This window comes from Labrenzia sp. ATLA3 (assembly GCF_057180185.1).
Map to the genome: position 1 here is coordinate 124,138 of NZ_JBXUKV010000003.1, position 26,173 is coordinate 150,310.

Annotated in this window: 22 protein-coding genes; 14 read left to right on the top strand and 8 right to left on the bottom strand. The window is 59.5% G+C overall.

All coding sequences use genetic code 11. The features are described 5' to 3' along the window. Positions 1–47 precede the first annotated feature (47 nt). The 9 genes from AC2A6O_RS08485 (at position 48) to AC2A6O_RS08525 (ending at position 10,360) form a co-directional block, all read left to right on the top strand. Positions 48–1,130, top strand: coding sequence for a pyridoxal-phosphate dependent enzyme (locus AC2A6O_RS08485; protein WP_498926457.1), 1,083 nt, complete (start codon positions 48–50; stop codon positions 1,128–1,130). After that, positions 1,123–2,265: a M24 family metallopeptidase gene (locus tag AC2A6O_RS08490; protein WP_498926458.1), complete on the top strand. Its 1,143-nt coding sequence runs from the start codon at positions 1,123–1,125 to the stop codon at positions 2,263–2,265. The genes AC2A6O_RS08485 and AC2A6O_RS08490 overlap by 8 nt, the downstream gene beginning before the upstream one ends. A gap of 18 nt (positions 2,266–2,283) precedes the next feature. Then, positions 2,284–3,027, top strand: a complete 744-nt coding sequence (locus AC2A6O_RS08495) for a maleate cis-trans isomerase family protein (protein ID WP_498926459.1) — start codon at positions 2,284–2,286, stop codon at positions 3,025–3,027. 208 nt (positions 3,028–3,235) lie between these two features. Further along, positions 3,236–3,373 carry a hypothetical protein gene (locus AC2A6O_RS08500; RefSeq protein ID WP_006937785.1) on the top strand — a complete coding sequence of 46 codons (138 nt, stop codon included), beginning with the start codon at positions 3,236–3,238 and terminating at the stop codon, positions 3,371–3,373. Between the two features lie 110 nt (positions 3,374–3,483). Then, a complete protein-coding gene (locus tag AC2A6O_RS08505) occupies positions 3,484–4,518 on the top strand; it encodes an aspartate-semialdehyde dehydrogenase (RefSeq protein WP_498926460.1) in 1,035 nt (344 codons plus the stop codon). 196 nt (positions 4,519–4,714) lie between these two features. Further along, positions 4,715–5,446, top strand: a complete 732-nt coding sequence (locus AC2A6O_RS08510; RefSeq protein WP_498926461.1) for a TenA family protein — start codon at positions 4,715–4,717, stop codon at positions 5,444–5,446. A gap of 13 nt (positions 5,447–5,459) precedes the next feature. Beyond that, a complete protein-coding gene (locus tag AC2A6O_RS08515) occupies positions 5,460–6,353 on the top strand; it encodes a DMT family transporter (protein WP_148583590.1) in 894 nt (297 codons plus the stop codon). 777 nt (positions 6,354–7,130) lie between these two features. Next, positions 7,131–8,771, top strand: a complete 1,641-nt coding sequence (locus AC2A6O_RS08520; protein WP_498926462.1) for a methyl-accepting chemotaxis protein — start codon at positions 7,131–7,133, stop codon at positions 8,769–8,771. Between the two features lie 494 nt (positions 8,772–9,265). After that, positions 9,266–10,360, top strand: coding sequence for an HD-GYP domain-containing protein (locus AC2A6O_RS08525; RefSeq protein ID WP_498926463.1), 1,095 nt, complete (start codon positions 9,266–9,268; stop codon positions 10,358–10,360). Positions 10,361–10,459: 99 nt separating this feature from the next. Here AC2A6O_RS08525 and AC2A6O_RS08530 read toward each other — a convergent pair whose 3' ends face one another. The 3 genes from AC2A6O_RS08530 to AC2A6O_RS08540 are packed head-to-tail and all read right to left on the bottom strand — an operon-like array spanning position 10,460 to position 14,102. Beyond that, the gene (locus AC2A6O_RS08530) at positions 10,460–11,482 is read right to left on the bottom strand and encodes a substrate-binding domain-containing protein (protein ID WP_286192572.1); all 1,023 of its coding nucleotides are present in this window, start codon (positions 11,480–11,482) and stop codon (positions 10,460–10,462) included. A 56-nt stretch (positions 11,483–11,538) separates the two neighbouring features. After that, a complete protein-coding gene (locus AC2A6O_RS08535; protein WP_209001024.1) occupies positions 11,539–12,567 on the bottom strand; it encodes an ABC transporter permease in 1,029 nt (342 codons plus the stop codon). Next, entirely contained in the window at positions 12,564–14,102 is a 1,539-nt protein-coding gene (locus AC2A6O_RS08540) for a sugar ABC transporter ATP-binding protein (protein ID WP_498926464.1), read from the bottom strand. The genes AC2A6O_RS08535 and AC2A6O_RS08540 overlap by 4 nt, the downstream gene beginning before the upstream one ends. A gap of 137 nt (positions 14,103–14,239) precedes the next feature. Here AC2A6O_RS08540 and mtnK point away from each other — a divergent pair, with 137 nt between their 5' ends. Genes mtnK through AC2A6O_RS08560 form a run of 4 tightly spaced genes read left to right on the top strand, consistent with a single transcriptional unit; the run spans position 14,240 to position 18,285 of the window. Next, entirely contained in the window at positions 14,240–15,502 is a 1,263-nt protein-coding gene (gene mtnK, locus AC2A6O_RS08545; RefSeq protein WP_498926465.1) for an S-methyl-5-thioribose kinase, read from the top strand. Then, positions 15,499–16,608, top strand: a complete 1,110-nt coding sequence (gene mtnA / locus AC2A6O_RS08550) for an S-methyl-5-thioribose-1-phosphate isomerase (RefSeq protein ID WP_498926466.1) — start codon at positions 15,499–15,501, stop codon at positions 16,606–16,608. The genes mtnK and mtnA overlap by 4 nt, the downstream gene beginning before the upstream one ends. After that, positions 16,605–17,624, top strand: coding sequence for a sugar-binding transcriptional regulator (locus AC2A6O_RS08555; RefSeq protein ID WP_498926467.1), 1,020 nt, complete (start codon positions 16,605–16,607; stop codon positions 17,622–17,624). The genes mtnA and AC2A6O_RS08555 overlap by 4 nt, the downstream gene beginning before the upstream one ends. Next, positions 17,617–18,285 (top strand): class II aldolase/adducin family protein, encoded by a 669-nt coding sequence (locus AC2A6O_RS08560; RefSeq protein WP_498926468.1) that lies wholly within the window; start codon positions 17,617–17,619, stop codon positions 18,283–18,285. Before AC2A6O_RS08555 ends, AC2A6O_RS08560 begins: the two co-directional genes overlap by 8 nt. A gap of 13 nt (positions 18,286–18,298) precedes the next feature. Here the strand turns inward: AC2A6O_RS08560 and AC2A6O_RS08565 are convergent, their stop codons facing one another. The 4 genes from AC2A6O_RS08565 to AC2A6O_RS08580 form a co-directional block, all read right to left on the bottom strand. After that, entirely contained in the window at positions 18,299–18,802 is a 504-nt protein-coding gene (locus tag AC2A6O_RS08565) for a DinB family protein (protein WP_498926469.1), read from the bottom strand. 27 nt (positions 18,803–18,829) lie between these two features. Next, on the bottom strand, positions 18,830–19,489 hold the full coding sequence (locus tag AC2A6O_RS08570) for a carbonic anhydrase (RefSeq protein ID WP_498926470.1): 660 nt from the start codon (positions 19,487–19,489) through the stop codon (positions 18,830–18,832). Between the two features lie 218 nt (positions 19,490–19,707). Continuing rightward, complete coding sequence (locus AC2A6O_RS08575) at positions 19,708–20,085, bottom strand: hypothetical protein (protein ID WP_148583600.1); 378 nt, start codon at positions 20,083–20,085, stop codon at positions 19,708–19,710. 155 nt (positions 20,086–20,240) lie between these two features. Continuing rightward, entirely contained in the window at positions 20,241–22,247 is a 2,007-nt protein-coding gene (locus tag AC2A6O_RS08580) for a methylmalonyl-CoA mutase family protein (protein WP_498926471.1), read from the bottom strand. Positions 22,248–22,524: 277 nt separating this feature from the next. Between AC2A6O_RS08580 and ccrA the strand changes: the two genes are divergently transcribed. After that, complete coding sequence (gene ccrA, locus AC2A6O_RS08585; protein WP_148583602.1) at positions 22,525–23,820, top strand: crotonyl-CoA carboxylase/reductase; 1,296 nt, start codon at positions 22,525–22,527, stop codon at positions 23,818–23,820. Positions 23,821–24,028: 208 nt separating this feature from the next. Here the strand turns inward: ccrA and AC2A6O_RS08590 are convergent, their stop codons facing one another. Then, positions 24,029–26,170 (bottom strand): methyl-accepting chemotaxis protein, encoded by a 2,142-nt coding sequence (locus AC2A6O_RS08590; protein WP_498926472.1) that lies wholly within the window; start codon positions 26,168–26,170, stop codon positions 24,029–24,031. Between the last annotated feature and the right edge of the window lie 3 nt (positions 26,171–26,173).

Consider the following 26,173-nt stretch of genomic DNA (forward strand, 5'->3'; position numbering starts at 1 on the left):
GACCGTCAGAGCTGCTGACCTGCCTGGGAAACCGTGCGGGGCAGACAATGAAAACACTGAAAAACCCTTTTCTCGGCAAAGGCCTTCCAGAACAGACCGGGCTAGCGGACGGATCCGTTTCGCAGGACGTTACCGGCGCGAAAAGCCTCTTCCGCAAATGCCCACAGGCCGATGAAACCCCGCTCTTGGCACTGCCGGACCTTGCAAGCCAACTTGTGATCGGCAGCCTGAGCCTGAAGGACGAACGGCAGCGCATGGGTCTTGGCAGTTTCAAGGCTCTCGGGGCGGCCTATGCCATTGCCAAACTGGCAGACCAGCGCGTGCAGGACGGACTGGCGCCTTCGCACGCCTCCGCGCTCGATGGCATGACCTTTGTCTGCGCAAGCGCTGGAAACCACGGCATGTCCCTTGCCGCAGGCGCACCGCTTTTTGGCGCCAGGGCCGCTGTCTTCGTCGCCGAAACCGTGCCCGAAGCCTTTGAGGCTCGCCTGAAGGCCCGGGGTGCTGACGTTGTCCGGGTCGGGGCCACCTATGAAGACAGCATGACGGAAGCCCAGAGACGAGCGGAAGCCGAAGGCTGGACCTTGCTGCCGGACAGCACCTGGCCGGGCATGACCGGCCCCGGACACGACGTCATGGAAGGCTATCTGGTGATGGCCGCAGAAATCGCACGGCAGATCGAAACACCGCCCACGCATGTCTTCCTGCAGGCAGGTGTCGGCGGCCTTGCCGCCGCCTGTGCCGTCGGCGCCCGCCTGACCTGGGGCAGGGACGTAACCATCGTTGTCGTGGAACCGGAAAATGCCCCCGCCCTTCTTGCCAGCATTGAAGCCGGCAAACCTGTTACGGCGCCCGGCCCGGTGTCGAACATGGGCCGGCTCGACTGCAAGGAACCGTCTCATCTGGCGTTGAAATACCTGGCCCGGGAAGCCGATTTTTTCGTGACCGTTTCTGACGATGAGGCGGCGGAAACAGTCAAATGGCTGGGGGAAAACGACATTGCGACAACGCCGTCCGGTTCGGCCGGCATCACTGCCGTGCGCCACGCTGCCGGTCAGGCCTCAACTCTTGGTCTTGGTCCGGAGGCTCGGGTGCTCTGTTATCTCTCCGAAGGACCGGAGGATGTCTGATCCCGATTTCCCTGAAGACGAATTTGCGGCCCGCACCCAAGCCGCCCAAACGGCCATGCGCGCGCAAGGCATCGACGCGCTGTTCTTCACGACGGAAGCCGAAATGCGCTATTTCACCGGCTTCCGGACTCTTTTCTGGCAGAGCCCGACCCGGCCCTGGTTTCTGGTGGTGCCGGGGAGCGGCAAGCCGATTGCGGTCATTCCGCAGATCGGGGCGCATCTGATGGCCGCCACCTGGATTGATGACATCCGGACGTTTTCCGCCCCGCACCCGGTCGATGATGGCATCAACCTGCTGGCCGATACCCTCAAAGACTTCCCGAAAATCGCCATGCCGATGGGCCGGGAAAGCGCGCTGCGCATGCCGCTTCGCGATTTTCAGCGCCTGCAGGATCTCACCAGCGGTTCCGAATATGTCGATGGAACGGACTTGATCCAGAGCCTCAGGATGGTGAAATCGGAACGCGAGGTTGCTCTGCTTCGCGAAATCTGCGGCATCGGTTCGGCTGCCTTCGCCAGAGGACCGAAGCTTTTCCAGGCTGGCCAACCGCTCAACGACGTTTTCCGGTCCTTCCGGATCGAGCTTTTAAGGCAAGGCGCCGACGACGTGCCCTATCTGGTCGGCGGGGCCGGACAGGACGGCTACGGCGATGTCATTTCGCCGCCGTCAGCCCGGCCGCTTCAGGAAGGGGACGTCCTGATGCTCGATACCGGCGCGACCAAAGACGGCTACTTCTGCGATTTCGACCGCAATTTCGCGATCGGCCGGGCAAGTGACGCTGTCAGGTCCACCCATGAAACGCTGGTCCAGGCAGTTGAAGCGGCTGCCGCCATCGCCCGCCCGGGAAGAGCCTGTGCCGATCTCTTCCAGGTCATGGCCGGGGTTCTGGGCGAGAGCGAAGGAGACGTCGGCCGGCTCGGCCACGGGCTTGGCATGCAGCTCACCGAGGCACCGAGCCTGACCAGCTTCGATCAGACCTTGCTGCGTGAAAACATGGTGCTGACACTGGAACCCAGCCTGTCGCTTGGCCCCGGCAGGATGATGGTTCACGAGGAAAACATCGTCATTCGGGACGGAGCACCCGAGTTTCTGACCGTTCGGGCAGCGCCGGACATTCCTGTTATCGCCGCATGAAACACCGGGAACAGCGCCATGAAACTGCCCTTCGACTGCGACACGGGATCTGCCACAAAAGCCGCTTTCGGCCTGATCTTGCTGTCGGTTGACGAAACCATCGAGAGCGAATTCCGGCCCCTGTTTCATCAGGAGGGCGTCTCGCTGCTTCACGCCCGGATAGAAAGCGCTTCTGAAGTCACTTCCGAAAAACTCATGCAGATGAAGACCCGGATGACGGACACGGCCGCTCTTCTTCCAGGCACGCGCCCGCTTGATGTCATTGCCTATGCCTGCACCTCCGGCGCAACGGTAATCGGCTCGGATCAGGTAGCTGGCGCGATCCAGCTGGCTCATCCGGGCGCCCTCGTGACAGACCCGGCCCGCGCAGTGATGGCCGCACTCGGACATCTTGGCGTCTCACGGGTCGCCATCGTCTCCCCTTATGTGGCGGAAGTCTCCGACGCGCTCTGCCGTCTTCTGGAGAAGAACGGCGTGATCCCCGCCAGCGTCGGCTCTTTCGGGCAGGCGGAAGAAGCTGTTGTCGCAAGGATCAGCCTTCAATCCGTGGAAGACGCGATCTGCGAAGTCGGCAAGGCTCCGGAGATAGAAGCCGTCTTTGCCTCCTGCACCAACTTGCGTACGCTGCCCGTCATAGAGACTTGCGAAAAGCGCCTGGGCAAACCCGTTATCAGCTCTAATCTGGCACTTGCCTGGCACATGATGCATCTGGCCGGCTTGCCGACGGCGGGACGCGGACCGGGACGGCTGTTCGCCGCGTGATCTGCTTGGGGGCAGTTGAAACGGGCCGGAACACCCTGTTCCCAAAGCGCCTCATCTGACGGAAATGCGAAGGCAGGTGCCGCCTGCCGGGCCCGGTAAAGCATCAATTCGTTCACTTAGCTGGCAACACCGGCCTATTCCTTGTTGACTCGCGGGAATTTCCGGGCAAAAACACCGCCGTCTCAAGTTTTGACGATTGCGAGCCCCGATGACCCGGCTGAAAGCCGACATTCTGGATATGATGTCCCAGGCCCTTGCCAGCGCTACGTTCATGCGCGGCGAGCCGCGGACGGCTGCAGCAACCGCTCTCAAACGCACTACCAAGACCACCAAGACCACCGCTTGACGGTGCCGCTCATCCCGCCTCCCCGGGGATGGGAGGCGCCGGGAGCCGGCCACGCCCATCCAGAACCGGGCGGCTGGCGAAGCGGGGAGACGGACAAGGACTAGTCAAAGATGGGTTTCAAGATCGCAATTGCAGGCGCTACCGGCAATGTCGGACGCGAGATGCTGGACATTCTCGCTGAGCGCGGTTTTCCGGCAGACGAAGTCGTCGCTCTCGCCTCCCGCAGGTCTCAGGGCACCGAAGTTTCCTTCGGCGACAAGACGCTGAAGGTTCAGGCCATGGAGAACTATGACTTCTCCGATACCGACATCTGCCTGATGTCCGCCGGCGGCACCGTCTCCAAGGAATGGTCGCCGAAGATCGCTGCCAAGGGCTGCATCGTCATCGACAACTCTTCCGCATGGCGCTACGACGCCGACGTGCCGCTGATCGTGCCGGAAGTGAATGCCGATGCCGTCGCCGGTTTTGCCAAGAAGAACATCATTGCCAATCCGAACTGCTCCACCGCTCAGCTGGTGGTGGCGCTGAAGCCGCTGCATGATCACGCCAAGATCAAGCGCATCGTCGTGTCCACCTACCAGTCGGTTTCCGGTGGCGGCAAGGATGCGATGGAAGAGCTGTTCAACCAGACCCGTGCGGTCTTCGTGAACGACCCGATCGAGCCGAGCAAGTTCACCAAGCGCATCGCTTTCAACGTGATCCCGCACATCGATACTTTCATGGAAGATGGCTACACCAAGGAAGAATGGAAGGTGCTGGCGGAAACCAAGAAGATGCTCGACCCGGCCATCAAGGTGACCTGTACGGCCGTGCGTGTGCCGGTGTTCATCGGCCACTCGGAAAGCGTCAACATCGAGTTCGAAAACGAGATCACCGCAGAAGAAGCGCGCAACATCCTGCGCGAAGCTCCGGGCTGCCTCGTCATCGACAAGCAGGAAGACGGCGGCTACATCACGCCTTATGAAAGCGCCGGCGAAGATGCGACCTATATTTCCCGCATCCGCGAGGACGCAACGGTCGAAAATGGCCTCAACATCTGGGTCGTTTCCGACAACCTGCGCAAGGGCGCAGCGCTCAATGCCGTTCAGATCGCCGAAGTTCTCGTCAACCGCGGCCTGATCACTCCGAAAAAGGCAGCAGCCTGATCAACAATTCAGACGGGCGCCTCTGGCGCCCGTTTTTTTGGGCCTACCGGCCGCTCGGGTGAAACCAGACACTGATCCCGGGCAGCCCCCCTCCTGAAAACGTCCAGACCACCCTCTCTCCCCGGTCCGTCAAGCCAGGTGCTCCCTTCTTCCTCGTCCTGAGGAAGCGCAAAGGCCGCCAAAGAGTTCCGTTTCCATGCCATCTGAATTCAACGGGTCGTTCGCCGACTTCCTTGATCGCTTTCCCGGCAAATGTTTCACCGACTGGCTGGCAGCCCGGGCCGAGCCCTGTTGGAGCGAGGCGACCGGCCATCCCTTCACAGTTGCCATCGGTGACGGCACCATGCCCGAGGCTGCCTATGCGCGGTATCTGATCGAGGATTACACCTTCGTCACCGATCTCGCCTCCACCCTGGGGTATCTCGTCGCAAAAGCCCCCGGCATGCCTGCCAAGTCCCGGCTTTCCGGTTTCCTGGCCCTGCTGACGTCGGAGGAAAACGACTACTTCCTGCGCTCTTTCGAGATGCTGGGTGTGGAACCGCAGGTGTATGAAACCGCGGCTCAAGGTCCGGTAACCCGCGCCTTCTCGCAGCTCATGCTGAGGTCCTCCGGACAAGGCAGTTACGCCGAAGGGCTTGCCTGCCTGCTCTGCGCCGAATGGTCTTATTTGATCTGGGGCCTGCGCGAAGCCCGGAAGCAGCGCCCGGATGCGTTTTATCTGGCCGAATGGATCGACCTTCATGCCGTGCCCGGCTTCGAGGCCTTCGTGAACTGGATCCGCGCGGAAATGGACCGGATCGGCCCCGCCCTGCCAGAAGCAGACCAACTCCGTGTTGCGGATCTCTTCCGCCGGATGAGCAAACTGGAAGCCGCTTTCTTCGAAACCGCCTGGACCGGCGAACTGCCCGGCCCGCTGGAAGACCTTTAACGGATCTGACCCAATGTTTTCCTATGAAGCCGCAGCCCTCGGCGCGGCGGCCCTTTGGGCACTTACCGGACTGCTATCGACCGGCCCCGCCCAGCATCTCGGCGCCATTACCTTCAACTGCACACGCATGGTGCTGGTGACAATGATGCTGAACATCTGGGTGTTCCTGACCACGGGTTGGGGCTCCATCGGCCAGGAGCAGATGCTGCCTCTGATCCTGTCCGGTTTCCTCGGCATCTTTCTCGGCGATACGGCTCTTTTCCTGACGTTGAACCGCATGGGGCCGCGCCGGACCGCGATGCTGTTTTCGCTGAACGCACCCATGTCGGCGATCCTCGGCTGGCTGCTCCTGAACGAGGATCTGACGTCCACGCAAGTGGTCGGCATTGGCCTGACGTTTCTGGGCGTTCTGCTGGCCATTCGGTTCGGCAAGCGCAAGTCCCAGCTTCACAAATGGGAAAACATCAAGGGTCCTGTCTGGATTGGTGTGCTTCTCGGCCTTGCCGCGGCGCTGTCCCAGTCGGCCGGGTCACTGATTGCCCGTCCGATCATGGAAACCGGCGCCGACCCGGTTGCCGCCTCCAGCATTCGCGTCGGCGTAGCGGCGCTCGGGCTGCTGCTCCTGACACGCTTGCCGGTTCGTTGGGTCAAGCCGGCGGGAAACTTTACGCTTCCGGTTGTCGGTCTGGTCGCCATTTCCGGCCTGCTCGGCATGGGACTGGGCATGACGCTGATCCTGTTCGCACTTTCGGGCGGAGAGGTCGGCATTATCGCAACCCTGTCGGCAACGACACCGGTGCTCATACTGCCGATGATGTGGTGGAGAACGAAGGAAGCGCCGGCACCTGGCGCGTGGGTGGGCGCCGCAGGCGTCGTCGCGGGCAGCGCACTTCTCTTTGTGAGCTAGACTGGCAGAAAAGGCCTATGGCGATCAGCAACTCATCAAGGATGAGGAAATATGGGAGCCGGCTTCTAACCAGTACGTTGCAGCAAGCTACAAGCGGGTTGTGCCGATCTCAACCGGCTCCCTAACGCCAGTATCAATATCTTATAAAAACACTCGAAACGAAGTTCGAGGACCGCCAACCCCCCCAAGAGGCAACCGGCAAAAAGTTAACTGACACCCGGCGCTACGTTGAAGCTTAAAAAAATCTCCTCCGCCGAGGCAGCAAGGTCATCTTATGCCCTTGCGTCATATCTACTATTCCCCAAATGGGGAATGTATCCTCACTTTCTCGCGAAAAGTGCGTAGGACGCCTTTTAAAAGACCAGAAACGGTGCGGAGTGGGCAGGCCTCCTGAAGAGCCAATGGGCACGACGCAATGGCCAATCTCGCTCCATGCGCAATGCTGTTTTCAGCCCTCAGACGCCCTTCTGGGCAGCCCCTGACGCCAACTCCACCTCCGTCTGCGGCATCGTTGATGGTTTGCTGCAATCAGGGCAGAGCCAACCGGAAAAATCATACAAAAAAGACAAGAAATGCACTCAAAACGAGTGAAGAGGTTACAGTAAATCCGTGAAAACTGTCTCCCAATTAGGTGAACCTGCCTTCACTGATAATTTACGAAAATCATTAAGAATAATGACAATGTTTACCTTGGGGGTGGCTATGAAGAATTTACTGTCTAAGTTGAGTGTGACTTCAACGCTTGCAATTATTTCTGCAAGCGTTCTTGGAATTTCGATGATCGTTGTGGGCTTTATCCTCTACCAGGTAGCCCTTGGCCAGGCGCAGGATCGCGCCCAGATCAAGCAGAATATCAACCTGCGTGTTGCTGCCACGCTGCTGGAGGACCGCATCGACGGGGCAAAGGTCACCTGGGACGCAAAAAGCAACGTCCAGCGGATCGAAATTGCCGAAATGCCGGAATTCGAAAACCATGACATGATCGACGCCGTCGGGCGCATGACAGGTGAAACCGCGACTGTTTTTGCCTGGGATCCTGAAACGAAGGATTTCTGGCGCAAGACCACCAACATCATCAAGGGTGACGGCAAGCGTGCCGTCGGAACCCAGCTTGGCCAGAACGGCGCGGTTTATCCTGTCGTGACAAACGGCAAGACCTTCCACGGTCAGGCCACCATTCTCGGCAAGGACTATTTCACTGTCTATCAGCCGATCTTCTCCACCAACGGCGATATTCTCGGCATCCTTTATGCCGGCGTAGAAAAGGCTGCGGTCGAAGCAAACGCATGGGAACTGACCAGCCGCTACGCAATGCTGGCACTGCCGGTCGTTGCCGTTTCAGTGATCCTCCTCATCCTTGCCATCCGCCGCCAGTTGCGCCCGATTACGAGACTTGCGGAAATCACCGATCAGATTGCGCAGGACAACCTTGCTGACGAAGTTCCCTTCAAGGAGCGTTCCGACCAGATCGGTACATTGGCCCAGGCCGTCAGCACACTGCGTCAGCGCGCCGTCGAGCGGATTGAACTGACCGAGAACCAGCGCACGTCCGAGGCCGAGGCCGTTGACCGGCAAAGCCGGGTTCAGCAGCTGATTGAATCCTTCCGGACCAATGTGTCCAACGTGCTCAACTCGGTCAACGAAACCGTGCATGGCCTGGAAGGCACCGCAGGACGCCTCTCCGACCTCTCCGGCCAGAGCGCATCAAGTGCAACAGAAACGCTGAATTCTGCCGATGAAGCAACCTCGAGCGTCCAGACCGTGGCCAGCGCTGCCGAAGAACTCTCCGCTTCCATCAGCGAAATCTCCCGCCAGGTGGCGCAGACGACGGAGGTTGTTGGCCGTGCAACCGAAGGCACGCGCGTGACCAATGAGAAGGTGGAAGGCCTTGCGGCTTCCGCTTCCAAGATCGGTGAAGTGGTGACCCTCATTCAGGCAATTGCCGAGCAGACCAACCTGCTGGCCCTCAACGCCACCATCGAGGCGGCACGCGCTGGGGAAGCCGGCAAGGGCTTCGCGGTCGTCGCGGCTGAAGTGAAGGAACTGGCCACCCAGACCTCCAAGGCAACCGAGGAGATCAGTGCGCAGATCACCGCCATTCAGGACGCCACGAAGGATTCCGTCGGTGCGATTGCGGAAATCACCAAGATCATGGAAGAGGTGAATTCCTACACCAGCACCATCGCCGCAGCCGTGAGCCAGCAAGGCTCGGCCACCGGCGAGATATCGCAGAACGCCCAGAACGCTGCCGAAGGCACCACGTTCGTCTCGTCCTGCATGTCCGACCTCTCAAGCGCCGTCAATCAGACGTCAGAGGCCTCTCACTCGGTTCTCGACGCGTCGGAATTGCTGTCGGCGCGCACGGAAGAGCTGAAACAGGAAGTGGAAACCTTCCTCAATGGTGTCGCGGCCGCCTGACACTTTCGGAAAAGACTTTTCCTTTCGGAAGGCGCGGTTCCCCAACCGCGCCTTTTTTGTCTTTGGCAGCTGCTGTCTCGTCATTATCGCGCGCTGTTGCCGGATCACTTCAGGCTTGGGCCGCCCAACACCCGTTTCCTGCAGGACGTCAGAACCACGCATCGTCGAGCCGGACATTGGGGAGGCTTATAAAGGGCGACGGCAATAAAACTCGCCGATGCAAGGTCGCAAAGACATTTCTGCCGGCACAGCCGCAACTTGCGCTTCTCACCGCCAGCAAATCGTTCTTCCATTGCATATAGCAATAACGAAACAGCCCAAAGCTTCACAGGAAAGCTGCCGCAGAGAGCGCTTAATCGATTAGATCAGAAATGCAGTCACCGTGATATCTGGGTAATACTACTGGTAAGTTATACTAAGGTTTTTTAGGGCTTTTTTAGGTTTTTTCTACAATTCTTGACCTGACCCAAAATTGTTTCAGATGCCGATTGATCATGATTCAAATCTTAATTGCGGCAGAGGATTTCGGAGCGTTTCCATCGCGATTTGCGAAGATCGCGACCCTCTATCCGACGAAAAGAATTGGCTTTTCTGAAACCAGTTTTCGGAAGATCAAGCCGCGTTCGCTCCTGCTTCTCGATTTTCTTGATCTTGGGTCTGCCCAAATCGATATCCTGCGGGCTTTTTCGAAAAGCGGCCAATCCGTCCCGACAATCGGTATTGTCGACATGAACAGCCGGCAAAATTTGCTGCAGGCACGCGAACTCGGATTTTACAATTTACTCGACCGCGAGGAAAAATTCGCGGCCCTGTTCGAAAAGATACGCGAAGTCGTGGGCGACTACTCCAAACCCACACTCCCCAGCCGGTTTTCGGAAACGATCGTCAAATCGGTCGAAACAACCAGCATGGGCTTGAACCTTATGTCGGCGGCCGCCCTTTCCGGAGCGCCGTTGCCCACGCGGTTTCTGGCAACCAACGCCCAGGACATAAGTTCCGCAATCATGACGGACGGTATCGACAATTGGCTCAGTGCCGTCCAGTGCCATCACAGCCATACGTTCTGCCACACGATGATGGTCGCCGGTCACACCGCTTCGTTTACGCGTTCACTTGGTTATTCCGAGGCAGACCAGGCACTGCTTGGCCTCGGCGCACTGGTCCATGACCTCGGCAAGGTCAAGATTCCGCTCTCCATCCTGGACAAGCCGGGCAGGCTGACCAGCGAAGAACGCATACTGGTCAACAAGCACCCGCAATACAGCGAAGAAATTCTTGCAACCCGGCAGGAACTCCCGAAACAGGTCGTGGAGATGGCCCTGTGGCACCATGAATTTCTGGATGGAAGCGGTTATCCGAACGGCTTGAAGGGAAATCAGATCCCGCAACCTGTCAGACTGCTGACAATCGCCGACATCTATTCCGCCCTCACCGAAAAACGGGCTTACAAGGAAAGCCTCAGCCCGCGTCAGGCCTTCGCGATCATGTTTGAGATGAGTGGCAAACTCGATATGGATCTGCTGCGTAAATTCCGTTCCCTCGTGCTGAGTTCCGACTTCGGCCATGTCCGCCGCAAGGTGCGCGCCTGAGAGCGGCAGGCGACTGTTTGCAGTCCTGACAACAAAAATCCGGCAACAAAAAACCCGGCGCGCGAGCACCGGGTTTTCGAGTGCGCTGTGAGATTGGTCTCAACGTGCCGGAAGCGGAATCCACTCGGCAACAGACACGTCGGCATGCTGGAACTGCGGCATCTTCTGGCCCAGTTCTTCCATGTTCTTGACGTCCTGTTCGTTGAGGAACTCCTGGGTGATCAGGGTCGGCGGCACAACAACCTGCTTGCCCGGGTCTTCCCCGGCCAGCATCAAGGCCAGCGTACGCACGCTGACTTCGCCAACCACTGCCGGGTTGGTTGCAACCGTTGCCGCCCAGGCGGAATCCGGTTCGCGCATGGCGGAGATATCGGCCGTGGAAACATCGGCGGAATAGATATCGATGTCCTGGTTGAGACCGGCTTCGTCAACCGCAATCTTCACGCCCTTTGCGAATTCATCGTAAGGGGCGAAGATGACGCTGATGGTCGGGTTTGCCTGCAGAACCGACCGGGCCTGGTTGGCAACCGAATTGGCAATCGGGTTGTCGAGCGTGCCGAACATGGCCGCTTCCGTGATGCCCGGGTTGGAATCCTTGACTTCCTTCCAGGCGACATCGCGGCGATCCAGCGGCGCAATACCCGGCACATAGACGTAACCGGCGGTAAAGGTATCGCCGTTGTCCTTGATCGCCTGATCCAGAGCCAGCTTGCCAAGCAGATAGTCGGACTGCTCGATCTGCGGGATCGCGTCGTTTTCAACGTTGACGTCGAAGGCGACAACCTTGATGCCCGCCTCGACGGCGCGTTGTGCGGCAGCCTTCATGGATTCGGTCAGGCCGTGCTGAATGATGATGCCGTCGACACCAAGCGCAATGGCCTGGTCGACCATGTCGGCCTGAAGGGCTGCATCCTGGCGGCTGTCGAGAACGCGCAGATCGACGCCAAGAGCGTCTGCCTGTTTTTCAACGCCCGACAGATAGGACTGGAAGAAGTCGCCGGTGGATAGGTAACGCACCAGGGCGATCTTGACGTCTTCCGGCTTGTCGAAGGGGGCCGGCATGTCGGCTGCGAAAGCCGCTCCGCCGGAAAGCCCGATCCCGGCGGCAACCGCCAACTTCATGAATTCACGTCTCAGCATTTGTTTTCCTCCCAATGGAAACGGCGCCATTCAGGGCGTCACGCTGTTCTCCGGCCCCCGCGTCGCGAGGACAGGTAGAATGTGAAGACAAGGGCGGCGACCAGTACGGCGCCCTTGACGAAATCCTGCATGTAGTAAGGGGCGTTCATCATGGTCAGCCCCTGAAGAAGAATACCCACGAACAGCGCCCCCGCTGCCGTACCGAAGGCGTTCGGCCGGGCGGCGCCAAGCACTGCGAACCCGATGAGGGCGGCAGCCACGCTGTCGAGCAGAAGATTGTTGCCCGAGGCAATGTCCCCACGGCCCAGACGCGCGGCCAGCAGAATGCCACCGACCGATGCCAGCATGCCGGAAATCATGTAGGCAACGATCTTGTAGCGCTGCACGTTGGTTCCCACCAGTTCGGCGGCCCGTTCATTGGACCCGATGGCGTACATCAGGCGGCCATGGCGCGTATACCCCAGGAACAACCAGATCAGCAGCGCGATCAGCAGGAACACCACCACCGGCACCGGGAGCAGGCGGTCCAGGAACAGATCGAACCGGTGCCGGCCAAGCCACAGGAACGCCGCGGAGAAGGTCCCTTCCGCAACGCCGCCGTCGCCCAGGCTCATCCCGGTCGCAATCGAATTGCCTTGGGTCGGAATGCGCTGCAATCCGATCAGCAGGAACATCATGCCAAGCGTTGCCAGAAGATCCGGCACGCGCATTTTCACGATCAGGAAGCCGTTGATCAGGCCGACAACCGCGCCCATCACCAGGCAAAGAACGACAGCCACAAAGGCGGATTGCTCCAGCACCACCATGGAATAGGCCGACAGCATCAAGGCCGAGGTTGCGACCGAACCGATGGACAGGTCGAACCCGCCCACCACCAGCGTACAGGTGACCCCGAGCGCCAGGATGCCGGTAATGGCAACCGACTGCAGAATGAAGACCGCCGAGCGCGGGCTGGCAAAGCCGCTGGCATAGAGACTGAAGAAAAGGGCCAGTCCGCCGAGCAGGACGAGGAAGCCGTAGCGGATGGCAAGTTCGAGCGGGGTCTTGTTCATTGTTCCGGTATTCATATTGCCATTGCCTGCGTTGCCGCCTCGCGCTGTCCCTGCCCGTTTGCCGGTCCGGAGACATCCGCGACCAGACGGTTAAGGTCGACGTTCTTGTTGATGTATTCGCCGACAATCGCAGCCTCGTGCATGACGACGATGCGGTCGGCGATTTCCAGGGCCTCATCGATTTCCGCCACGAAGACGAGCGTCGTGCGCCCCTTTGCGGTTTGCCGGATGTAATGACCGATGTCCCGCCGGGCGCCGATATCGACACCCTGGAAAGGTTCGTCCAGCAGCAGGACGCGGCTCGCCTGCAGCAACCAGCGGCCGATCATGACCTTCTGCTGGTTGCCGCCCGACAGGGTGTTGATGCCGTCGCTGTTGCCCTGACAGACGATGCCGATCTTGCCGATCATCTCATCCGCGGCCCGGCGCTGACCGCGTTCGCTCAGGAAAGAAAACCGGCTGAACGCCCCCAGGAAAGGCAACGTCATGTTGTTGGCAATGTCGAAGTCCGGCACCACCGCATTCACGCTGCGGTCCTTGGGTGACATGAAGACACCCTTGGAGACGGCGTCTTCCGCGCTTTTGGGTGTGTAGGCCTTGCCGTCCAGCCGCAAGCTGCCGCCGGCCGGTTTTGCCAGACCAAAAAGCACTTCCGCGAGTTCCGTGGTGCCACTGCCGAGCAGACCCGTCAGGGCAACCACTTCGCCTTCACGGGCGGTCAGGTCGATCTGCGGGCCGTTTTCGAAAAGACGAACGCCGTCGACTTCCAGGATCGGATCCCCGCCCGTGACCGGGTCGATGTCCACCTCGGTCATCTGATGGCCAAGCATGGCGTTGACCGCGCCGACATAGTCCAGCGGTTCTGTCTCGAACAGGCCGGAGATCGCCCCATCGCGCATGGAAACGATCCGATCCGCCACGCGGCGAATGTCCGACATGCGGTGAGAAATATAGAGAACGGCAACCCCTTCCGCACGCAGCCGGTCGATCAGCGCAAAAAGTCGATCGGCTTCGGAAGCCGACAGGGAAGAGGTCGGCTCGTCCAGAATGAGCAACTTCGGCGACCGGGCCATGGCACGGGCGATTGCGATCATCTGACGGTCGGCGACCTCCAGGTCCGCAACACGGGTGCGCACATCCATCGACAGGCCCATGCTTTCGGCGACCTTGCGAGCCTGCCGACGCAGTTTCCTGTCGTTGACGAAAAAATCGGCGCCCGGTTCGGTGAGCAGATCAAGCGTCAGGTTGGTGGCGACATCGAGATCCGGAATGACACCGTCATCAATGGACTGGTGCACGGTCACGACGCCCTTGGAGATGGCATCGGCCGCATCGAGAGGCTTGAAGGGCGCACCGGCCAGCTCGATCTCGCCAGCATCGGCAAAATGATAGCCGCACAGGACTTTCACAAGCGTCGACTTGCCGGCGCCGTTGGCTCCCATCAGCGCCGTGACTTCGCCGGCACGCAGCTCCAGATCGATCCCCCGAAGCACGTGGTTACGCCCGAAGGACTTTTCCAAGCCGCTCAATTTACAGGTGACGTTTGACACCTTTCCTCCCGATGTTTGGCGAGTTCCTCCCCCGCTTCTCATCGTTACAGCACGCTAAATAGGCAGTTGTCAACTGTATTGACTTTTGAATAATCTTGATCATTATCGGGGCCAAATAGGGAGGAACAAGACCCAAGATGAGTACCCCAGACCTCTATCGGCCCCTGACGCCGGAAACCCTCGGCGAGAGACTTTCCGGGATTTCCGCAGTCGCGGACAGGATCGGAGCAGACCCGTCTGACTGGACCGTTCGCGAAGTGGGCGACGGTAACCTGAACCTCGTCTTTATCGTCGATGGGCCGAAGGGCACCGTCATCGTCAAGCAGGCCCTGCCCTACGTTCGTCTGGTCGGCGACAGTTGGCCGCTGCCGCTTTACCGCGCGCTTTACGAGAACCACGCCCTGGTGCGCCAGGCTGCCCGCGATCCAGGCGCGGTGCCGGAGGTCTATTACTTCGACGAAGACCAGGCGCTGATCGTCATGGAATACCTCTCGCCTCACAAGATCCTGCGACGCAAGCTGATCGACGGCGAAAAAGTCGCCGGGCTCGGCACCTTCCTGGGCACCTTCTGTGCCCGCACGGCGTTTCGCGGCTCGGAGCTCTCCATGAAGAGCGCCGACAAGAAGGCTGATGTCAGCCTGTTCGCCGGCAACGTGGAAATCCCTGCGATCACGGAGGCGCTTGTCTTCACCGACCCTTATTACGCGGCAAAGATGAACCACCACACGGAAGGCCTCGACCCCGTGGTGGCAAACCTGCGCGCCAACATGGACCTGAAGGCCAGGGTGCAGCGCCTTTTGATGAAATTCGCCTCCAACACCGAAACCATGGTGCATGGCGACCTGCACAGCGGCTCCATCATGTCCACGGACAGCGACAGCCGCGTTATTGATCCGGAATTCGTGCAATACGGCCCGCTGGGTTTCGACATCGGCATGCTGACGGCCAACTTCCTGATGGCCTATTTCAGCCAGCCCGCTCACCGCAGCGCGCAGAGCGTTGACGACTTCCAGGACTGGATCCTGTCGGTCATCACCGAAACCTTCTCCACCTTCGAGACCGAGTTCACGCAGCTGTGGAACACCGAACGCACCGGCATGCTTTATCCGGCCGCGCTGTTCGAGGATCAGGGGCAGGCGTCCGATTTTGCCTGTGCCGGTCTCCTTGAGGAAATCCGGACCGAAGCCATGGGTTACTGCGGCATCGAGATGCACCGCCGCACCCTGTCGCTCGCCCATAATGCCGATTTCGAGGACATAAAGGACGAGCAACTGAAGCGCCGCCTTGAAACACGTAACCTGCTCATGGGCGCCGACCTCATCCTGTCGCCTGAGAGTTACGCCTCGGCCGATGCGCTTGTGAAGCTTGCGCGCCAATTCAACAAGAAGGACATCCCATGAAGGTCAACGGCACTCATTACCGCTCGCTCTGGTGGGATGACGACAAGGCTGCCCTGCAGATCATCGATCAGCGCTGGCTGCCGCATGAATTCCGCGTCCAGCAGGTCGACACGCTCCAGGACTTTGCCGAAGCCATCGTGGAAATGCGCGTGCGCGGCGCACCGCTGATCGGCGCTACCGCCGCCTACGGCATGGCGCTCGCCGCGAAGATCGATCCGTCCAACGCCCATCTGGACAAGGCCTGGGAATATCTCGACAAGACCCGGCCGACAGCCATCAACCTGCGTTGGGCGCTCAACCGTTGCCGCGCGCACTTGCTGCCCCTGCCCGAGGCGGACCGGGCAGAAGCCGCTCTGAAACTGGCGCACGAGATCTCCGACGAAGACGTCGGCATCAACCACAACATCGGCCAGAACGGCCTGGAAATCATCCGCAAGATTGCAGCGGGCAAGAAGGATGGCGAGCCCGTCCGCATTCTGACCCATTGCAACGCCGGCTGGATCGCCACAGTCGACTGGGGCACGGCCACAAGCCCGATGTACCAGGCTTATGATGCCGGCATTCCGATCCATGTCTGGGTGGACGAGACCCGCCCACGCAACCAGGGTGCCCTCACTTCCTGGGAGTTGGGCAGCCACGGCATCCCGCACACTTACATCACCGACAACGCCGGCGGCCATCTGATGCAGCACGGCCTTGTCGACCTTGTCATCGTCGGCACGGACCGCACCACCCGCCGGGGCGACGTCTGCAACAAGATCGGCACCTATCTGAAGGCACTGGCCGCCAAGGCCAACAACGTGCCTTTCTACGTTGCCCTGCCATCCCCCACCATCGACTGGACGGTGGATGACGGCGTTGCCGAAATTCCGATCGAGGAACGCCAGGAGCGTGAAGTCACGCATATCCAGGGCTTGACCGAACAGGGCAAGATCGGCGTCGTGCAGGTGACACCGACCGGTACACCGGGTGGCAACCCCGCCTTCGACGTTACGCCGAACCACCTCATCACCGGCCTGATCACCGAACGCGGCGTTTGCGAGGCCAGCGCCGAAGGCCTGGCCGCCCTGTTCCCGGATCTCAGCGGGATTGCCAAAAGCGCATGAGCCCGGGCCCGAGCAGCTCCCGACCTTCCGGCACCAAGGCCGCGACACCAGCCGCGGCCAGCAAGGCACGCAGTCAGGACGATGGCATCATTGAGGTGACCTGGTGCTACTATCAGGAAGGCATGAACCAGAACGAGATTGCCGAACGCCTCGGCATCTCGCGGGCAACGGTCGTCAACTATCTGTCCGAAGCGCGAAAGCGCGACTATGTCCGCATCACGCTGGATACGGACATCTTCCGCAATCATGATCTGGCCCGTCGTCTGGTCGACCGCTTCGGTCTGCAGGACGCCATTGTCGTTCCGTCCTCTCCCGCCGGCGCCGACCAGTCGCTCGACCGGGTAACCCGCGTGGTGGCCGACTGGCTGCCCGGTCTTCTGCAACCGGGTGACCGGCTTGGCGTTGCCTGGGGCGAGACAGTTTACCGGGTTGCGGAAGCTGCCCCACGGGTGACGGTTCCGGACCTGACCGTGGTTCAGCTTGTAGGCTCGCGCCCCGCGGCCCTCGGCTTTGCTGCGGAAACCTGTTCGGCGACACTTGCCCGCCGTTATGGCGCCCACTGCGTCAACCTTCATGTGCCGCTGCTGCTCTCCAACCGGACGCTGGTGGAAGAATTGAAACAGGAACCGGTCATCCGCATGCAGCTGGATGCGGTAGCCGACTGCAACAAGACCATTTTCGCCTGCGGTACCTGCACGGCGGACAGCCACGTCGTCCATACCGGCCTGCTCGATACCTCCGACATCGACCCTTGCGCGGAACGCGGTGCCATCGGCGTCATCTGCGGTCGCCTGATCGACCAGGACGGCAACGGCCTCAACCGGGAAATCGAGGACCGGATGATCGCCGTGACGCTGGACCAGATGCGCGGCAAGGACATGGGGCTGCTGGTCGGCTCTGGCCCGGACCGTGCCAGACCCATGCTGGCAGCTTTGCGCGGCGGATACGCCACCCACATCGCCACCTGCTCGGAAACGGCGATCGAAATGCTCAATCTGACGGAAAACAATGCTTAAGACGCCTTATCAGGACACACCCGACCTTCGCCAGGCCATCATCGATTCCTGCAAGGAGATGAACAGCCGGGGCATCAACCAGGGCACATCGGGCAATATTTCCGCGCGCGCCGGCGACCGGATGATCATCACGCCCTCCGGCGTACCCTACGACCGCATGACGCCGGATATGCTGGCCTCCATACCGCTGGACAGCGACGGCGCCTTCGAGGGGCCACTGCCGCCTTCAACCGAATGGCAGTTCCACCTCGCCCTGCTCCGGGCAAAGCCGGACATGCACGCGGTCGTCCATGCGCACCCGGTCCACTGCACGGCACTCGCGATCAACCGGATGGAAATTCCCTCCTGCCACTACATGATCGCCCTCTTCGGCGGCGACACGGTTCCGCTGGCAGGTTACGCGCTCTTCGGCAGCGACGAACTTGCACGAGAAGTGACCGGCGCCATGAAAGACCGGCACGGCTGCCTGATGGCCAATCACGGTGCTGTGGTGGTCGGGGAAACTCTTGAAAAGGGTCTGTGGCGACTGGAGGAACTGGAAATCCTGGCCAAGGCCTACATCCTCAGCCGCACCATCGGCTCGCCGCACATTCTTTCCAGTGCAGAAATCGATGCGGTGCTGGGTGCAGTGAAGAACTACGGGATGAAGACGGAAGTCTGAACCGGCTTGCCGATCACACCAGATCGGGCATGAACGGCAGATCTGTAACTCCGATGTCGTGCCCGGCCTGCGTGAGCAGCGTCGACACCTGACCGCGATGATGGGTCTGGTGATTGAACATGTGGGTGACGAGCAACCAGCGCGGCCGGGACCGGGTGATACGATCCTGGCCGCTTGTCCATTCCTGATCCTCGGCCAGCCAGTCGATGGTCAACTCATCGGCAAAATCGGAAATCTGCAGGCACATGTCGAAATGAGCGGCTTTCAGCTCGTCGAAGCTCTCGTAGAGATCGACGCCCATGCCCTTGATTTCGTATCTGCGGCCGGTAAACCGGCCCATCCAGGCTCTGTCGGCAAAAAGAATGTGATTGAGCGTCGAATGCACGGACCGGAAAAAGGCTCCCCGGTCTGCCTTGCGGTCTTCATCGCTCATCAGGTCGGCCGCAGCATAGACCTTTTCGGTCATCCAGCCGTTGTATTTCGCCATACGGCGATAAAGCATCGGATCGACAAGCATTATGTCCCTTTCCTTGCCTTGCCGCGCTTATCCAGCCGCTTCAAGAACGCTCGGCGCAGTGGTGGTAAACCTCTGGGTTTCGGGATCCATCACCCGCAGCTCACCGGAGCCGATGTCGAACCAGGAGCCGTGCAGGTTGAGCGTGCCTTCCTGAACCGCCGCCTCGATGAAGGGGAAGGTCAACAGGTTCTTCAACGACTGCCGGATACCGGCATACTCCATCGCAAGCTGCGGATCGTCTGCCTTGTCCACCGGCATGCAGGCCATCGCGATGGCCGCCGGTTCCAGAAGCTTGATCCAGCGGCCGATGAACTTGCCCGTCGCCATCGGTGCATTGGCGTTTTCCCGGAAGGCCATCACACCACCGCAGTGACCATGCCCCATGATGACGATGTGCTTGACCTGAAGTCCGTTGACCGCGAATTCGATTGCCGCACTGGTGCCGTGCTGCCCTTCCGTGTCCTCGTAGGGAGGCACCAGGTTGGCAACGTTGCGCACCACGAACAGCTCTCCCGGCCCCACGTTGAATATGCCTTCAGGCGTCACCCGGCTATCGCAACAGGAAATCACCATCACGTCCGGTGTCTGACCATAGATCGCCAGACGTTCATGGGTTTCCCTGTGCCTGACGAACCCCTTGTTGAGGTATCGGCTATAGCCTTCAAGAAGATGTGCGGGAAAAGTCAAACTCAAGTCTCCAGCTCTTGTCACCCGGAACCGGCTGCCTGCGCCAGACACGGGCAGGTCGCCCAGCCGGAACGGCGGCACCTGACGCAGCATCTGCAACAACGTGCACCAGCGGCCAAACGATAGGATATCTTCCCCGCCAGCGATAGATACGGCTTAGGGTGTGGACCCATAAATAACAAGCCAAGAAACTTCAACCGATAGGGCGTCCCCGCCCCTCAGGTCGCGACATTCACCTCATGCGGAGGTTCACCGTCATCGTGATCCTCATAAGCATGGCGGATATTGTCTGCCGGCATCCTGTCGACCGGCCCCTGCAACGGATGCACAGGCCCGTGGTCGATGCCCGGCTCCATGACCTGCAGCGCAGCGGCCCTGTAGGCGGCAACGCCATCCAGAACATGATTTACGGTATGATGATCGTCAATAAGAACGGCCGGAGTGTCCTCGGACAGTCCGGTTTCATTTTCGTGGCGCTCTGCGGTGTCACGCTGTTTTCTGCGGTCGTAACCTGTGCCGTCACCGTCACGGTCCGCTGGGTACTCTGTCGCATGCGCCACGACCTGGGCCGCTTGCGGCCTTTCGATCGTCGCCATTCCGGCCTCCTGGCCCTCAGAGAATTACCGCCTTCTGGCGGAACCCCTAGATTGTTTCAACAAAGAGTTAACAAAACTTTACGCTAAGTTAACCTTCTCCACAATCGAGCGCAACGGCGTCTGGTGAGCACAGACGCCTTTGAAACCACGCCTGCTCAAGCTGCCTTTTCCGCCCGATTGCCGACAATCCGTACAACATCGGCCATGATGTCGGTGAGCTGGAAGTCCTTGGGTGTATAGACCGCGGCAACGCCTTGCGCCTTGAGCTGCGCTGCGTCTTCGTCCGGAATGATGCCGCCGACAACCACCGGGATATCGTCCGCCCCGGCAGCCCGCAGCCGGTCCATCACATCGCGCACCAGCGCCAGATGCGAGCCGGAGAGGATCGAAAGTCCGATCACATGAACGTCTTCTTCCACAGCCGCGTTGACGATCTGCGCCGGGGTCAGACGGATCCCTTCATAGACCACCTCCATGCCGCAGTCGCGCGCCCTGACGGCAATCTGCTCCGCCCCGTTCGAATGCCCGTCGAGACCGGGCTTGCCGACCAGAAACTTCAGCCTGCGGCCAAGTTTCTTGGAAACCGCTTCCACGTTCGAGCGTATGTCGGCCAATGTGCCGGCGTTGTCCCGCACAGCCTGACCGACACCGGTTGGCGCGCGGTATTCGCCAAAGACTTCGCGCAGGGTCCGCCCCCACTCGCCCGTCGTCGCACCGGCCTTGGCCGCCGCAATGGAGGGCTCCATGATATTCCGGCCTTCCTGGGCCGCCGTCTTCAACTCCGCCAGCGCGGCTTCCACCGCAGCGTGATCGCGCGCGTCGCGCCAGGCCTTAACCTTTTCGACCGCTTCTTCCTCGACATGCTCGGAAACGGTCAGAATGCCGCCGTCTTCGCCGCTGGCCAGCGGCGAAGGTTCGCTGTCCGTCCAGCGATTGACGCCAACAACCACCTGCTCGCCGCCCTCGATGCCGGCAAGACGTGCGGAGTTGGATTCCACAAGCTGGCGCTTCATGTAGCTGCTATCGACCGCCGCGACAGCCCCGCCCATGTCATCGATCCGGGCGAGCTCTTCGCGGGCTTGCGCCTTCAGCTCCTCCACCTTGCGGGTGATTTCAGCAGACCCGTCGAAGATGTCCGCATATTCCAGAAGGTCGGTCTCATAGGCGACGATCTGCTGCATCCTCAGCGACCATTGCTGGTCGAACGGCCGCGGCAGACCCAGCGCCTCATTCCAGGCGGGAAGCTGCACGGCGCGGGCACGCGCGTTCTTGGACAACACCACCGCCAGCATCTCGATCAGGATACGGTAGACGTTGTTTTCCGGCTGCGGCTCGGTCAGACCGAGGCTGTTCACTTGAACCCCGTAGCGGAACCGCCGGTAGCGCTCGTCCTCGACGCCGTAGCGCTCCAGGCAGATCTCGTCCCACAGTTCGGTGAAGGCGCGCATCTTGCACATCTCGGTGATGAACCGCATGCCCGCGTTGACGAAAAAGGAAATGCGGCCAACTGCCTTCGGAAAATCCGCCTCGGGAATGGCGCCGCTCGCCTTGATGGAATCCAGAATGGCCACCGCCGTTGCCAGCGCGAACGACAGTTCCTGCACCGGCGTCGCGCCCGCTTCCTGCAAATGATAGGAGCAGACGTTCATCGGGTTCCACTTGGGCATGTTGGAATAGGTCCAGGCGATGACGTCGGTCGTCAGCTTGAGCGACGGCGCCGGCGGGAACACATAGGTGCCCCGGGACAGATATTCCTTGATGATGTCGTTCTGGGTCGTGCCGGACAGAAGGCTGCGGTCAGCGCCCTGCTCGTCGGCAGCGGCAATATAGAGCGACAGCAGCCAGGGCGCGGTCGCGTTGATCGTCATGGAGGTGTTCATGCGTTCCAGCGGAATATCCTGGAACAGGGTGCGCATGTCGCCCAGGTGGGTCACCGGAACCCCGACCTTGCCCACTTCACCGCGTGCCAGGGCATCGTCCGGATCATATCCGGTCTGAGTCGGCAGATCGAAGGCGACGGACAAGCCGGTCTGACCCTTGGCAAGATTACCACGGTAGAGCTTGTTCGATTCAGCCGCCGTCGAGTGGCCCGCATAGGTCCGGAATATCCACGGACGATCTTTCTCCGGACGGCTCTCACCCGATGCACTCATGCCACTCATCCTCCTAAGGCGTTCTGATGCCTGTTTTTTCTTGATTTGGCAGCACCGCGTCCGCCTGTTTCTCCCTAACAGTCAGCAGTGTGCCGGAGTTTACGCGACTGCGAAACCCCAATGTGCAATGCAAAATATGGTTGGCATCAAAACGCAAGTTAAGCAATAGTCGTATAGAACGGTGTTCGTTTTTGAACAATAGTTGCGCAAAATTGGGTATTTGCCCGATTAAGCCTTGTGCAAATGCGAAATTCTGAGGCCAAACAAAAGCCCTGGGAGGGGGAGAATGACAGCAAGCGCGGAAGCCAATGACAACGAAACGCGAGAGGGCGCGCCGGTGAAAGATCTTTATGAAGTCGGAGAGATCCCGCCGCTCGGACACGTTCCCAAGAACATGTATGCCTGGACAATCCGCCGCGAACGCCACGGTCCGCCGGAAGAGGCCATGAAACTGGAAGTCGTGCCGACCTGGGAACTCGACAGCTACGAGGTTCTGGTCCTGGTGATGGCCGCCGGCGTCAACTACAACGGCATCTGGGCAGGTCTCGGCCAGCCGATCAGCCCGTTCGACGGGCATGGCGCCGCCTACCACATCGCCGGATCCGATGCGTCCGGCATCGTCTGGGCTGTCGGCGACAAGGTCAAACGCTGGAAAGTTGGCGACGAAGTCGTGGTCCATTGTAACCAGGACGACGGCGACGACGAGGAATGCAACGGCGGCGACCCGATGTTCTCGACCTCCCAGAGAATCTGGGGCTACGAGACACCCGATGGATCCTTCTCGCAGTTCACTCGCGTTCAGGCCCAGCAGTTGATGCCCCGGCCGAAGCATCTGACCTGGGAAGAAAGCGCCTGCTACACGCTGACGCTCGCGACCGCCTACCGCATGCTTTTCGGCCATCATCCGCATGAACTGAAGCCGGGCCAGAACGTGCTGGTCTGGGGGGCGTCCGGCGGTCTCGGCTCCTACGCCATCCAGTTGATCACCGCAGCGGGCGCCAACGCCATTGGAGTCATCTCCGAGGAAGACAAGCGCCAGTTCGTCATGGAGCTCGGTGCCAAGGGCGTGATCAACCGCAAGGACTTCAACTGCTGGGGCCAGTTGCCCAAGGTCGGCTCGCCAGAATATGCGGAGTGGTTCACAGAAGCCCGCAAATTCGGCAAGGCGATCTGGGACATTACCGGCAAGGGCAACAACGTCGACATCGTCTTCGAACACCCGGGTGAGGCAACCTTCCCGGTCTCCACCCTGGTGTGCAAGAAGGGCGGCATGGTCGTCATTTGCGCCGGCACCTCAGGCTTCAATTGCACGTTCGATGTCCGTTACATGTGGATGCACCAGAAGCGTCTGCAGGGCTCGCACTTCGCCCATCTGAAGCAGGCGTCTGCCGCCAACAAGCTGATGATCGAGCGGCGCATCGACCCCTATATGTCCGAGGTTTTCCCCTGGGACCAGATTCCGAAGGCCCATACCAAGATGTGGAAGAACCAGCACGCTCCGGGCAACATGTCCGTGCTGGTCTGCGCACCGACCACCGGCCTTCGCACCTATGAGGACGTTCTGGAAGCGTCCACCCGCTGATCCGGCTCCGCCGCCTTCAGGTCTCCCCTCCTGGCGGCGGGCTCATCAAGCTCCCTGAAAGGCTGGGGGCAACTGCTCCCTGGCCTCGTACAGCCTGACCAGCCCGTGTCTCACGGGCTGGTCTTTTCCTTTTCGTCATCCAGGCGGTGGCAACCCGCCCCGTGAAGGCGTGCCGGCTTCAAGGCCACGTTGTGGCTCGTGACGTGACTTAAGCTGCACGCACCGATTCAAGAAACTTGCTGATATTCTGATTTATCTCATCAGCAGTGGTCGAAACCTCGAGTGAAGCGGACTTCACAAGTTCCGAGGATTGTTTCGTTTCTTCGGCCGACATCGACACATCTTGAATATTTGTGGCAACGATCGACGTACCTTGAGCAGCTTCCTGAACATTCCGCGAAATTTCGTTTGTCGCGGAACTTTGCTGTTCAGCAGAGGAGGCGATTGCAGCAGAATAGTCACGCACCGAATTCATGGTCGCAGAGATCTTCTCGATTGCAGCGACCGCATTGCTGGTAGAGCCCTGAATCGCGGATATTTGTTCAGCAATTTCACTTGTCGCCTTTGAAGTCTGGTCGGCCAACGCCTTGACTTCCGTGGCAACAACGGCAAATCCCTTCCCAGCTTCGCCTGCACGTGCGGCCTCGATTGTCGCGTTAAGCGCAAGGAGGTTTGTTTGTGCTGCGATGTCGGTAATGATATTTACAACGTCACCGATACGTTCAACGGTGTTGGCCAGCCCGACAATTTCATCACTAGCCGTGCTGACGTCTTGATCGGCCTGCAAGACCACATCACCTGTCGTCTTGATTTGCTGTTGTATTTCATTGATTGACTGCGACAATTCTTCGGCCGCGGCTGCGACTGCCTGAACATTCCGAGCGGCTTCTTCAGACGATCCGAATGCCCCGTTTGATTTTTCCGTCGTCATTTCGGCGACATTTCCAAGCCCATCGGCAGTCTCGCGCAAACTGGTCGCGGTATTTTGCGCTTGCTCCATCAAGTTTGCGACGTTGCTTTCAAAGTCGGAGATGAGATTGGAGATGACATTTTGACGTTGCTGTTCAACCGAGTTCGCTTCCGCCTGCTGATGGCGCAGGTTCTCGGCTTCGATCGCATTGTCTTTGAATACCTGCAAGGCAGAGGCCATCTGGCCGATTTCATCACGACTGACCTTGGGGACAACGGCTTCCAGATCACCTTGCGACAAGGCAAGGGTTGTATGATTCAGCGCCACCAGCCGCCGAACGACACGTCTTTCAACGTAGAATAAGCCGATCAACGCGGAAAGGACCACCGACGCGATTGACAGCACGATCATCAACATGAAAGCGAACGAAGTCAGTCGTTTCATATCGGATTTGGCTGAGGCGATGTTGTCCTTGGATATCCTGACAGTGTCTAGAACGGATGCTTCAAGTTCCTTGGTGCTTTGTTGCAAATCCGCCTGAAGAGCAGCCATCTCGTCTTTCGTTTCAATACGATTGACATTGATGGAGTGAAAGCTCTCTTCAGTTCCTGTGTCTACCAAGGATTGGATCTCAGACAAGACTGCCAGAGCTTGTTTTTTGCGGTCGGGATCATCAATTTTTTCTGCATTCCGACCCAGAGAGACAAGCAACGCTTCAACTTGTGCTTCAGCCTGCTCTATCTCTTCAAGTGTCTGCGCGTTCTTCACCAGACCAATACTGTGTTCGACGGCGAGGGCGTTCGCCTTGAAGCTTGTCATGGCGTCCGAGTAAAACAGCTGGATATCCAGCAAATCGTCGAGAGTGGCAAAAACAGCGTCAACGTTATCGCTGTCTTCAACGATATCGTACAATGTGGACACTGAATTCGTTACACTGGATTTCGAATTCGCGACAAGCGTCTCAGAAAGATCTATAAGGTCTTTCGCGTGCGCTTTAATTTCTTCTTCGACCAAATCACCATTATTACTAAGCTCTATGCGTGCATTGGTGAGTTCGGTGTACGTTTTCAGCTTTCCGGTCAGAGATTCAATTTCTGACGCCAGCTTGGAATTTGCTTCTTGCTGACCGCCAAGATCCCCCAACTTGTTCACGGCATCGTTCGCTTTCATCATCGCGCTTTGAAGAGAAGCTTCGATGCCGGAAATTTCTTCAAGGTTTTGCGCCTGATCCAACATGCCGGTCATGTTGGTGAGCAAGATGCCGTTTACGTAGAGGTCTTTTGCCGCCTCCGACGAAGGCATATCGACGTCGAGAACGGATGCCTGTTCCTTGTTCATGGAACTCAATGCAAACATCCCTGTCGCCGATGAAACAAGCACCATTGCGGTGACGACGCCAAATGCTCCCAGCAGGCCGGTTTTTACGGTAAGACCCTTCATGTT